The organism is Solicola agrisoli, assembly GCF_049059935.1.
GTDB lineage: Bacteria > Actinomycetota > Actinomycetes > Propionibacteriales > Nocardioidaceae > JAURVT01.
Map to the genome: position 1 here is coordinate 20,739 of NZ_JBMGQR010000052.1, position 11,647 is coordinate 32,385.

11 protein-coding genes are annotated in these 11,647 nt (G+C 68.9%); 4 read left to right on the forward strand and 7 right to left on the reverse strand.

Translation table 11 applies throughout. The annotated features are described in order from the left end of the window. Positions 1–10: 10 nt before the first annotated feature. On the reverse strand, positions 11–1,300 hold the full coding sequence (locus ACI6PP_RS16430) for an EAL and HDOD domain-containing protein (protein ID WP_421112692.1): 1,290 nt from the start codon (positions 1,298–1,300) through the stop codon (positions 11–13). 9 nt (positions 1,301–1,309) lie between these two features. Next, positions 1,310–2,179 carry a sigma-70 family RNA polymerase sigma factor gene (locus tag ACI6PP_RS16435; protein ID WP_421112693.1) on the reverse strand — a complete coding sequence of 290 codons (870 nt, stop codon included), beginning with the start codon at positions 2,177–2,179 and terminating at the stop codon, positions 1,310–1,312. A 576-nt stretch (positions 2,180–2,755) separates the two neighbouring features. On the opposite strand from ACI6PP_RS16435, the gene ACI6PP_RS16440 reads away from it, so the two are divergent. From ACI6PP_RS16440 to ACI6PP_RS16455, 4 genes are all read left to right on the forward strand, one after another. Next, entirely contained in the window at positions 2,756–4,981 is a 2,226-nt protein-coding gene (locus ACI6PP_RS16440) for a diguanylate cyclase domain-containing protein (protein WP_421112694.1), read from the forward strand. 511 nt (positions 4,982–5,492) lie between these two features. Further along, entirely contained in the window at positions 5,493–6,311 is an 819-nt protein-coding gene (locus tag ACI6PP_RS16445; protein ID WP_421112695.1) for a CPBP family intramembrane glutamic endopeptidase, read from the forward strand. Between the two features lie 19 nt (positions 6,312–6,330). Further along, complete coding sequence (locus ACI6PP_RS16450; RefSeq protein ID WP_421112696.1) at positions 6,331–7,593, forward strand: sensor histidine kinase; 1,263 nt, start codon at positions 6,331–6,333, stop codon at positions 7,591–7,593. After that, the gene (locus tag ACI6PP_RS16455; RefSeq protein WP_421112697.1) at positions 7,590–8,255 is read left to right on the forward strand and encodes a response regulator; all 666 of its coding nucleotides are present in this window, start codon (positions 7,590–7,592) and stop codon (positions 8,253–8,255) included. Before ACI6PP_RS16450 ends, ACI6PP_RS16455 begins: the two co-directional genes overlap by 4 nt. Before the next feature lie 366 nt (positions 8,256–8,621). Here the strand turns inward: ACI6PP_RS16455 and ACI6PP_RS16460 are convergent, their stop codons facing one another. From ACI6PP_RS16460 to ACI6PP_RS16480, 5 genes are all read right to left on the reverse strand, one after another. Then, positions 8,622–9,323: a hypothetical protein gene (locus ACI6PP_RS16460; RefSeq protein ID WP_421112698.1), complete on the reverse strand. Its 702-nt coding sequence runs from the start codon at positions 9,321–9,323 to the stop codon at positions 8,622–8,624. Between the two features lie 101 nt (positions 9,324–9,424). Next, complete coding sequence (locus ACI6PP_RS16465; RefSeq protein ID WP_421112699.1) at positions 9,425–9,709, reverse strand: hypothetical protein; 285 nt, start codon at positions 9,707–9,709, stop codon at positions 9,425–9,427. Next, complete coding sequence (locus ACI6PP_RS16470) at positions 9,709–9,897, reverse strand: hypothetical protein (protein ID WP_421112700.1); 189 nt, start codon at positions 9,895–9,897, stop codon at positions 9,709–9,711. Before ACI6PP_RS16470 ends, ACI6PP_RS16465 begins: the two co-directional genes overlap by 1 nt. Positions 9,898–10,002: 105 nt before the next feature. Beyond that, the gene (locus tag ACI6PP_RS16475; protein WP_421112701.1) at positions 10,003–10,671 is read right to left on the reverse strand and encodes a hypothetical protein; all 669 of its coding nucleotides are present in this window, start codon (positions 10,669–10,671) and stop codon (positions 10,003–10,005) included. 97 nt (positions 10,672–10,768) lie between these two features. Continuing rightward, positions 10,769–11,647, reverse strand: an 879-nt coding sequence (locus tag ACI6PP_RS16480; RefSeq protein WP_421112702.1) for a DUF2382 domain-containing protein, incomplete at its 5' end; no start/stop codon positions are given.

Sequence of the window (11,647 nt, forward strand, 5' to 3'; positions counted from 1 at the left end):
CGGCCGGGGCTCAGGGCCGATCCGGGGCGACCAGGTGGAGTTGGTCCAGGGCCCATGCGAACGCCTGGGCAAGCAGTAGATCCAGGCTGTCGGCCGGTCGGTTGTTCTGCTTGGTGCCACTGAGTTCGTACGCAGCGACGCGCGCGACGATCTCGCCCACGACGCCTTGCTTGTCGAAGGCGGCGGCCTTGATCACGTGGTCGATCTCGAGTAGCCCGGCCAGCTCAGAAGCGGGCACACCGAGCAACAGGTCCAGGCTGGACAGCAGGCCGGCGGTGAAAGCGAAGTCCTCGTCGGCACTGGAATCGGCCCTGGCCAGGAGCTCGCAGGCCCGAGCACGCACCAGGCAGAGCAGGTATCCGTCTGGAGCAGCCACTGGAGTGGCACTGAGCAACGCGAGCGACGCCCACTTGGCCACCAGCGACGTGCCCATCAGGACCAACGCCTCGTGCACGCTTCGAACGGCCCGCTTCATCCCGCCATCGGCCCCGAAGGCGGCCAGCTGAAGCACCTGCAGGCTCAGGCTCGGATCGGAGCGAAGAACGGCTTCCAGGTCGCCGAAGTCGACGTCGGTGCTCGCCAGATGAGCCGCGAGCTGCACCATCGTCAGCGTCGAGGGGGCGAGCGCATCCGCACGGATCACCTGGGGGCGGTCGATGACGTACCCCTGGAACAGGTCGAAACCCACGTCCTTGGCCCAGGCGAGCTGCTCTGGGGTCTCCACCTTCTCTGCCAGCAAGGCCGGGCCGAGCGGGCGGCAGCGAGCGACCAAGTCCAGAACGTGGTCGCGGTCGTTCGCGACGAGATCGATCTTGACGACGCTCGCCAAGCCCAGCAGCTCCTCGATCCTGGGCGCCCACACGAAGTCGTCAAGCGCGATCTGATACCCCTGGGCGATCAGGGCGCGGCACCCTGCGACCACCTCGTCGTCGATCGACACGGTCTCCAGCACTTCGATGGTCGTCGAGTGTGGTGGCAGGACGAGAGGTGTCTCGCCGGTCAGCACGCCGCGGTCGGCGTTGCAGAACAACCGAGTCTTCTGGCTCATGCGCTCAATACCTGCGGCGATCGTCCCAGTGATCACCTGCAGCGTCTTGTGCTCCCCAGATCGCTGGTAGTCCGCTGGGTCGTCAGACCGGAAGAGCAGCTCGTACGCAACGATGGCGCCGTCACGGTCGACGATGGGTTGGCGGGCAACGACTGCGGTGTGCAGCGGCACTGGGGAGGCCGCGAGGTCATCGGTCGGGCGCTGAGCGCGACCCGCCACCGATGGGCCGGGGTGGGTAGTGGTGGGGTTCATGTCGAGCCGTCAGGCGACGTCGGTCCGCGTTGGTGTCGGGGACAGTCGCTCGCGGAAGGTGCGGTGAGCCGCGACCTCGGCGAAGTAGGCGTCCCGGCGGCGCGCCGCGCACCCGTGGGGGCGTTCGGTGGTCGCGACGAGGTCCGGCTCCAACGCGTGGTTCATTGCCTCCTTGAGCAGGCCCAGGGCCTCGACTCGCAGCTGGCAGACCCGGGACTCCGATACGCCCAGCTCGCCGGCGAGGTCGACCAGCGTCCGGTCATGGAAGAACGTTCCCTCCACCACCGCTCGCAACCGATCAGGAAGAGTGGCGACCGCATCGGCGAGGTAGGCCATCTTCTCGCGGTTCTCGACCACAGCGAGAGGGTCCACCGCGTGACGCGACACGAGGCCGTCGAGCTGCTCGTCGTCGAAGGCCTGTGTAGACAGGACCACCGAACGGGCCAGATCGGCGGCCTGCGAGCTCAACCCTGCGATGGACAGTCCGGTGGCCTGGGACAGCTCGGTGTCGGATGGGTTTCGGCCCAGTTCGACCGCGAGGCGGCTTCGGGTGTGGTCGATGTCGCGGGCGCGCCGCCGCACTGAGCGGCTTGCCCAGTCAAGCCCGCGAAGTTGGTCCAGCAGAGCGCCCCGTATACGGACGCTGGCATAGCGCGCGAAGCTCACCCCGCGCTGAGCGTCCCAGGCACGAGCGGCCAAGACGAGCGCCTCGTAGCCTGCGCCGGTGAGGTCGTCGCGGTCCACGTGCCGAGGGACGCGGCCGTGGACTTCGCGCACGAGGTGACCGACCAGCGCCAGGTGCGAGCTGACCAGATCGTGGTCCGCGGGGTGTGCGTGGGCGGTACCGCGGACGGCACCGGGGGACAGGTCGTTGAGCATGTAACTATCGTGCGCCGACTCCCATCCATGCGGAGGAGAAAATTTCGCCAATATTGAGGTTGACTACACAAAAATAGTCAGAGTGAGTCAGGCTTACACCGGTGTTGTTCAGACTTTGATGGTCTTGGTCACACCACTACCCGACTGGTCGCGTCGGTCTCTCGCCGGTCAATGGGGGTGGGGCCGACTCTAGATGCGGAGATATGGCCGCTTACCTGGTGACCGCCTTCTCGCCGATCAGCATGACTGGGTCGGCCGCCGTGGTGTGGCTGGGGAGATCATCGGTCCGCAGTGAGGAGTTCTTCTTGGCAACGTGCTGCAGCGCGGAGGCTGCTCACAGCCGCGGTAAGGATCGAACCGGGGTGCTCTTTCTACTGGTTGCCCGAAACCTGTCGGAAGTCTGGCGATGGTGCTTCCAAACCGTCGACGAGCGCCCTTGGGTCCGCATCCGAGACCTCTACCTAGCGAACTTCTCAAGTTGACCGTCATGTTGTCGAATGGAGTAGTCGGGCTTGGAACAGCAGGCTCGGTCGATGTTCCGTGATGCGCGGGGCCGGTCTTGGGGGTGCGTTGGTCGTGATTGGCGATCTGATTCGCGACGGTGGGGTGCGCAGCGTCTACCAGCCGATCGTGAGGCTCGAGACCGGTGAGGTCGTCGGGTACGAGGCCCTTGCACGCGGTCCCGAAGGCCCACTCGCTGGTCCGTTGGCGCTCTTCTCGGCTGCGACCGAGGCCGGATGCCTGGCAGAGCTCGACGCCGCATGCCGCGCGGCTGCGATGCATGGGGCGGTGGAGCTGGGCCTGGCAGCACCCCTGACGCTTTTCGTGAACATCGAGCCTGAGGTCCTCAACGGGGCGGCGCTCGATCAGCTGATGACGATTGCGGACGGGTCGCCATCTGAGTTGCGGGTGGTCCTAGAGATCACGGAGCGGGCTCTTGCGAGCCGCCCGGCCGAGTTGCTGCAGACCGTCGGGCGCGTCAAAGAGCTGGGATGGCGCGTGGCGTTGGACGACGTCGGCGCCGAGCCAGCCTCGCTGGCCTTCATGCCGCTGTTGCGACCCGACGTGGTCAAGCTGGACCTGCGCCTGGTGCAGCAGCGTCCGGGGCCGGCGGTGGCCGAGATCATGAACGCGGTCAATGCCTACGCCGAGAGGTCAGGCGCCGTGCTGCTCGCCGAGGGGATCGAGGACGAGCAGCACCTGCAGATGGCACTGGGTCTGGGCGCGACGGTGGGCCAGGGCTGGATGTTCGGACGACCGGCCGCGACCCTCGCGTCAGGTCTGCCGACCGGTGAGCTCGTGCTCACGGACTCCGAGCCAGACCACGGTGCCCGCTCGCCGTTCGAGTGCCTCCCGGTCGGGACCGCGCTTCGTCGCTCACCCAAGTCGTTGTTGATCGAGGTCAGCAAGCAGCTCGAGCGCGAAGCCATGCGCGCCGGTGAGACCTGCGTCGTCACCTCGACCTTCCAGGAGCGCCGACACTTCACCCCCGCGACGGTGTCCCGATACCTGGACCTGGTCCGCCGAGTCGGTTTCGTGTGTGCGGTGGGCGAGGGGTTGTCCGCCGAACCGGCGCCCGGTGTCCGAGGCGCCGATCTGGCTCTGGGGGACCCGGTGCGCCACGAGTGGGACGTCGTGGTGCTAGGGCCGCACTTCGCAGCGGCGCTGCTCGCTCGCGACCTGGGCGACACCGGTCCCGATCGAGACCGCATGTTCGAGTATGCCCTGACCTACGACCGCGAGACGGTCGTCTCGGCGAGCCGGCAGCTCTTGGCACGGGTCCGTCCTCGCTCGGTGGAACCCGCACCGGCGACGACGGTCGCCGCGTCGGTCACGCCGTGTGAATCCGCCGCCGAGGTTGAGCCCGCCGCCGAGCTCGCTCCCGCGGTGCTGCACCGAGCGCTGGCGGCGACCAGCAACGGGGTGGCAATTGCCGACATGCTCGCCCCCGACTATCCGTTGATCTATGTGAACCGCGCCTTTGAGCTGCTCTCTGGGGTACGTGCCACCGATCTCCTCGGTCGCAACTGCCGATTCATGCAGGGTGAGGACACCGACCGGGGTGCCGTGCGACGGCTGGCTGAGGCCATCGAGCGCGGCGAGGAGGCTCGCGAGACCATCGTCAACTATCGCGGGCCGCAACAGGTGCCGTGGTGGAACGAGGTGCACCTGTCACCGGTCCACGACGACGACGGTCGAGTGGTGCAGTACATCGGGGTGCAGAACGACGTCACCGATCGAGTCGAGGCCGAGCGCAGGTTGCGGCTCGAGCGAGAGCGGGCCACCCGGTACCTCGACCGTATCGAGACCATCGCGAGCACCGATCCCCTCACCGGTCTGCTGAACCGACGTCGCCTGGAAGAACGCGTTGAGGCGGCGCTGCTGGAGGCCGCGATGAACGAGCAAGCGGTCGCGCTGCTTTACCTCGACCTGGACCAGTTCAAGCCCGTCAACGACACCTACGGGCACGCCGTCGGTGACCAGCTGCTCCAGGTCGTCGCACGCCGGCTGCGCAGCCAGCTCCGGCACACCGATCTGCTCGCCCGACTCGGCGGTGACGAGTTCTTGATCGCCCTGATCGACCTCGACGCCCGCACAGCCCAGGACGACGCACGACGCATCGCCGAGCTCGTGCAGGCGCACATCGCCCAGCCCGTCGTGGTTGGCGAGACGCAGGTGACCATCACTACCAGCGTGGGCATCAGCATCAGTAACCAGGACGGGAACGGCTTCGGGCCTCTGCTGCACCTCGCTGACTTGCGGATGTATGACAGCAAGCACCCCGTCGAGCGCATCGTCTGAGCAGCGCGAGCAGTCGCTGGGGGAGGGGGTCTCAGGCCAGGCGGCGAAGGTCATGCGTCCACCCGGCCGGGGATCTGAGTGGGACGTTCGTCAGCGCGCCACCCCGCGTGTCGGACCGACGAACTCGCACCCGGGCTCGGGCCCTGATCGGGCCCCGCGCCATGCCCACGTCGGCGGCGGCATCGAAGGTGAGCGTTGATGACCACGCGGACGCATATGAATGCAACCGTGGGGGTTGCCGTGTCAAGCGTAGTGGGCCATGACGAGCGTCCTCAGCGTCAACGCTCACCTGTTCGGCTTTGTGTTTCCGCACTCGAGGCCACGTTGCGTCCAAAGATGCAAAGTTGCCCGCTCGTCCCAAAGCATCTCGAGGATGCGCTCGTGCTTGCATAGCGTCGTCGGCATGACGATGACGAATCTCGACGCGACCTCGACGCAGATGACTCGCGACCCGGTCTGGCGCGGTGTCTTGAGCACACACCCACTGTTGTCCTTCTTTCTTCTCGCCAACTTGGCCAGCTGGGTGGCGTGGACGCCGTACGTGCTCTCCCAGAACGGGCTGGGTGTCTGGGACTTCACGTTCCCCGGTGGCGACGGCTTGTCCCAGCTCACCGGTGTGCTGCCCGGCGCCTATCTCGGACCGATCGGCGCGGCCGTGCTGATCACCGCGGTCACCCAGGGACGTCTGGGGCTACGGACGTGGCTAGGTCGGATGCTGCGCTGGCGCGTGGGGTGGCGCTGGTACGCAGCGACCCTGCTGGGCGTCCCGCTCGTCATGGTCCTGGCGACGACCGTGATGGGCGGCACTCCCACCGCACCCGGCGCCCTCGTGCTGATCGCGCTGGTGCCCGGCCTGGTCATGCAGGTGCTGACGACGGGCCTGGCCGAAGAGCCGGGCTGGCGTGACTTCGCGCTGCCGCGCCTGCAGGACCGGTTCGGTCCACTCGGCGCCGCGGCGATCCTCGGTCCGCTGTGGGGAGCCTGGCACCTGCCGCTGTTCCTCACGGACTGGGCCGGCGGGGACTCGACGTGGGTGGACGTGGTCGTGTTCCTGGCCTTCACCTGCTGCTTCAACGTCGTGATGACCTGGGTCTTCAACCGCACCGGCCAGAGCGTGCCCCTGGCCATGCTGCTCCACGTCAGCGTCAACAACACCGCGTCGATCGCGTGGAGCGACACCTTCCCCGGCCTCGGCGGCGCCGACCTCCAGCGCGCCCTGCTGCTGGCCGCGGCGATCGCGGCGGCCATCCTCCTGGTGGCCACGCGAGGTCGCCTGGGGTACCCGGGCGCTGTAGTGCGCACTCACCACCTGACGAAGATGGGAGACTGACGCCGTGCAGGTGAGGGCGGTGCGGCTCACGACGGCGTCCGCCACCTGGGCCGTTGCCGTCCTACTCATGGTCGTGCTGCCGCTCGTGTCGGCCGGTGACCCCGACCTCGCGGACGTGCCTGGCCTGGGCTCTGGTCCGTGGTGGCTCGGCCTCGGCGTCGTGACCCTGCAGGCCGGGTTCCTGGTGCGACAGCCGGCGGCGCCGCGCGCCGTCCTGGTGGTCGTCGCCCTCGGGGCGCCAGCCGGTGCCGTGGTGGGTCTGCAGTCGCTCATCGGCGTCACCACCGTCGCCGTGCTCGTCGCGGCCTACCGCGCCGTACTGGCCGTCCCACTGGAGCGGCTGTGGCCGGCGCCGGCTGCGGGCGCGGCCCTCATTGCGCTCGGCCAGCTGCTGAGCCAGCTTCTGCCCCACGACCAGGGCGAGGTCGAGATCGGCGCGGCCGTCGTCGGGTCCCTGGTCCAGGGCATCGGCAGCGTCGGCGGCGCCGTCCTGGTCGCCGTGCTGGTGCGCTCGCGGCGCCAGGCCACCGACTCTCGCGAGCGGGAGGTCCTCGCGCTACGGCGGGAGCAGGCCGCGCTCGTCGAGGTCGCCGTGGCCCGCGAGCGGACCGCGATGGCGCGCGAGCTGCACGACATCGCCGCCCACCACCTGTCCGGGATCGCGGTGATGACCGGCGCCATTGGCCGACAGATCGACACCGACCCCGAGGGCGCCAAGCGCGCGGTCCAGGAGGTCCGCGCGCACAGCCGCGAGACGCTGCGCGACCTGCGCCGGCTCGTGGTCCTGCTGCGCGAGGACATGACAGGATCGGGCGCCGCCGGCCTGGTGGGCGAGGAGTCCCTGGCCGGCGTGTCCGGGCTCGTGAAGACGGCGCGCCGCACCGGCGCGGAGGTGAGCCTGACGGTCCACAGTCGGCCCGACGGCCGCCCGGTGGCGAGCGGCGTCGGGCCACTGTCCCAGCTTTCGGCGTACCGCACGGTCCAGGAGGCCCTGGTCAACGCCGCCCGCCACGCGCCGGGTGCGGCGGCCGAGGTCACCCTCGACGCGCACGACCCCGCCCGCGTGGTCGTCACCGTCCGCAGCGGGCCCGCACGTGGCACCCGCGAGGGGCCGCACGGCGGCTTCGGGCTGGTCGGGATGCGCGAGCGCGCCGACCTCACCGGCGCCGACCTCTCCGTCGGCCCCACCCCCGACGGCGGCTGGCTGGTCGAGCTGGTCCTGCCGGTCGAGCAGACGTCGCCCGAGCCGCCGGCACCGACACCATCAAAGGACGGCCCATGATCCGCGTCATCGTCGCCGACGACCAGCCCCTGGTGCGCACCGGGCTCACCACCCTCATCGGCGCCGAGCCCGACCTCGAGGTCGTGGCCGCGGTCGGCGACGGCGCCGCCGCGATCGAGGCGGCCCGGCGCCTGCACCCCGACATCGCCTGCCTGGACATCCGCATGCCCGGCACCGATGGCATCCAGGCCACCCGTGCGCTGACCGGACCGGACGTCGCAGACCCGGTGCCGGTGCTCATCTTGACGACGTTCGACATCGACGAGTACCTCTTCGGTGCCCTGGAGGCCGGCGCATCGGGCTTCCTGCTCAAGGACGCCGAGCCCGACGACGTCACCGCGGCCATCCGCTCGGTGGCCGCCGGCAACGGCACGCTCGCCGACGAGCTGATCAGGCGCGTGCTCACCGAGCTGGTCAGTCGGCGCCGCACGCTGCCGGTCACCGCGGCTCGCGCCGCCGAGCTGCTCACCCCGCGTGAGCAGGACATCCTGCTGCTGCTGGCCGAAGGTATGTCGAACGAGGAGATCGCCCGCAGCCTCGTCGTCGAGGTGTCCACCGTCAAGTCCCACCTGGCCCGGATGCTGCCCAAGCTCGGGGTGAAGTCCCGGCTGCACGCGGCGGTCTGGGCCTACCAGAACGGCCTGGTGGAGGTCCCTCGCTGAGGTCCGCCGCATCAAGGGGTTGTACCGAAAGATGAACACGGGCCTGTTCTCGAAGTCGTGGACCCGTGGTCCACCGGCGGTGACGAGCGAGACGGTGATATCTCGACGCCCGCAGGCTTGGCAGCCCATGGGTGGTCCACGGTGGCGTCACTGTGGGTGAGGTCCCCGTGGCTCAGTGAGTAGGCCGTGGCCCCGAAGGTATGACCCGTGCGCAGGGCCAGACCGATCGGACGTGGGGTGCGACGACGTGCGCCGACCATCACGTTGCGGGTCGCGATGACGATCGACCCGACAGTTCGCAGGCACAGGTAAACGAGGCTGATCATGCGGTGTCGGCTGTCGTGAGGGGCATGGGCTGACCGGTGGTCATGGCGGGCTGCCGTGGTCGTCGTGGTGCGGGGTTCGAGTGAGATAGGGGGCGGGGTTGCCCGCTGCTCGTGCACCTGAGGCCAGCCACGCTGCTACGCCTGATGGGTGTCGGCGTTCAAGCTCGTCGAGACACAGCTGCCGCTCCAGGACGATGGTGCAGCGCACCATGGGGGTGGCGCGGTGCAGACGGGTGTAGCTGGAGCGCCAGTGCCAACACAGCTCGTCGTCGCTCCACGAGGGCATGTTCTCTCGCAGCTGGCGTTCGATCATTCGGCGAAACTGTGGTTCGCGATCGGCCGCTCCCGACGCCGCGAGATTGCGAGGTGGAGGAATGGGGTGCGGCCGTCGGTAGCGCGCCCAGAGGTGCTGGCCGAGGTCGGACATCAGCACGACCGGAAGTCCGAACAGGGCGATGGCCAGAGCTGCACCCAGCGCGAGCCCCGCCGAGACGGCCGCGAAACCCCATAGTGCGATGACGAAGGTGACGGCACCGCTGACCGCGGCCGCACTGGTGACCAGGTCAACCCGTGCCTGTGAGGCCCACGCGCGACCTTGGTGATGTGCGGCGAACGCGGCGCAGCCGGTGAGCAGACCCAGGCTGGCCCAGACTCCGGTCGGGACCAGGACGAGGCACAGCACCATTCCGGCCGCGAGCAGTGTTGTCGACCCGGTGGCCCATGCGCGCCGATAAATTTTCACTTGAGACCTCGGGCTCTGCTCGGGGGGTCTGGGGGGGTGTTCACACAGCACAGTCGGGCCGCTGGCCAAGGGTGGTGCCGGGCCCGAGCCCGGCACGCCGGTCAGGCTGAGTGGCTGCCCACTGAGGTGGTGCCGAACAGGAGCGTCCGGCTGGCGGTGTCGAAGAAGACCGTGCCGGCGGTGGACAGCAGGTCCTGCAGGTTGTCCTGATCCTCGGCGTTGATCGTCAAGACCTCCTCGCGGGCGCCTTGGTCCAGCACCAACTGCATCGTCCAGGTGCCCGGCCCGCCGGCGGTGCCAGCAACCCAGGAGAACTGGTAGTGGCTGAGCTGGCGCACGGCGAGCTTGTCGTCCGCAGCGACCTGGCCGCCTCCACGGGAAGCCATCAGAGACCGACCTTGGAGGCCAGGCCGCCGCCGGGCAGGTCCTTGGGGTCGATGCCGAGCTTGGACAGCAGGCCCGAGTCCTTATCGGTGTCGACTTTGTCGGGCAGTTCTGACTTGGCCTTCTCGGCTTTGTCGTGGTCGCCCTTGGACTTCAGCATGTCGACGATCTGGCTCTTGTCGATGTTCATGGTGCCTCTCCTTCGTGGTTGGTGTGGGGTGCAGCGCCCGGGGCGAGATGGGGCTCGCCCCGGGCACGATCGGGACCCGAGAAGGTCAGTGGCAGAACTGTTCTCTCAGCGTCCGAGCCCGGTCCTGTCGACCTTGCGGTGGAAGCGCATGCCGGCGAGCCCACCGAGGAGGGCGCCGACGAGGGCCGCGAGGGCGACGGCGACGAGCGCGATGATGCCGCCGGTCGTCAGGTCGCTGGTCGAGACGGGGATGCGCGGGAAGCTGTTCAGCGTCGACAGGACGTCGTACTTCGCACCGGCGATCGCGCCGACGACGGCGACGACGACCGCGATGACGACGGCCCACAGCCAGACCGCGAGACCCTGCTTGAGGCCGTTGAAGCGGGCCATGCGGCCGGCGACGTAGCCGCCGCAGTAGTAGGCGACGAGCAGGATGACGAGCAGCACGATCCCGCCGACGATGCCGATGGTGCTCGAGCTGCTGGAGGCCTGCTGGGTGACCTGGTCGACGTTCTTGTTGCTGGCCACGCCGACGGCGGTGCCGGCGGCGGCGAGGATCGCGGTGAGGATGATCGTCATGCCGGTGGCGGTCAGCCAGCCGAAGAAGGCCGACCCGATCTTGATGCCGCCGTGCTCGTCCTGCTCGTGGTCGACGACCTCCTTGCGGCTGGCCGTGCCGGGGCGGCCGGTGTCGTCGTGGCCGCCCTCGGGGCTGTGGTCGTCGTCGTGTCCGCGGGACAGCCGGCTGGCTCCCGCGTTCTTGTCCGGGCTCATCAATGCTCCTGGTGTGGTGGTGAGTCGAGGGGTGGAGGTGTGACATGGGTGCTGCGCGGCCACGCGCAGCACCCACCACCTCGTCGTGCGGGCTGGGTCAGCCCTTGCGGTCGGTGTCGAGCCGGCCATCGCCGTCGACGTCGATGCCGTCATCGCTCGTGCCCTCGGTGTCGATCTGCTCCTTGCGGAGCGTCTCGTCGATCTGGGCCTCGTCGGTCACGGTGCGGGTGTCGAGCTTGACCCGCTCCTGGGCGACGACCTCCTTGTCCACGACAGGGCGCTCGGCGTGCAGCGTCACCTCGTGCTCCTCCTCGGTGATGTCGCCACCGGAGGTGGCGTAGCCGCGGTTGGCGTCGGTGATCGGCTCGCGCTCGATCCGCACCTCCTCGTGCGAGACCGGCACGGTCTGCGTGACGTTCTCGGTGACGACGTACTTGCGCAGACGGGCCTTGCCAGTCTCGACGTTCTCGGTGCCAACACGGAGCTGCTCCTCCGAGCGGGTCATCGCGTCGTCGGTGGTCGGACCCGAGGTGTCCTGCCCGACGATACCGGGCTCACCGGCGCGGTCACGACGGTCGTGGGTGTCGGTGCCGTTCGGGTCGTCGGCGTTGCGCCGGCCGGTGTCGGACTGGCCGGACGGGTGCATCGCTGCCGCTGCTTCGCTGTCGCCGCTCAGGCCGTAGTAGGTGTACAGCTGCTGCTCCTCTGAGGGGTCGAGGTGGCCGTTGGCGTCGACGCGGGGAGCGTCCTTGACCATGGCCTTGTCGAACCCGACCGTCAGGTCGTTGCCCGACACCGACGCCTGGGAGAGCGGCACGAACGATTCGGCGGTGCCGAACATGCCCGTGGAGACGGTGACCCACTCGGGCTCGCCGGTGTGGTCGTCGAGGAAGATCTGACCGATCTTCCCGATCTTGGTGCCGTCGGTCTCGACGACGTTGCCGCCGCCGTTCATCAGGGTCCGTGCGTCGTCGGT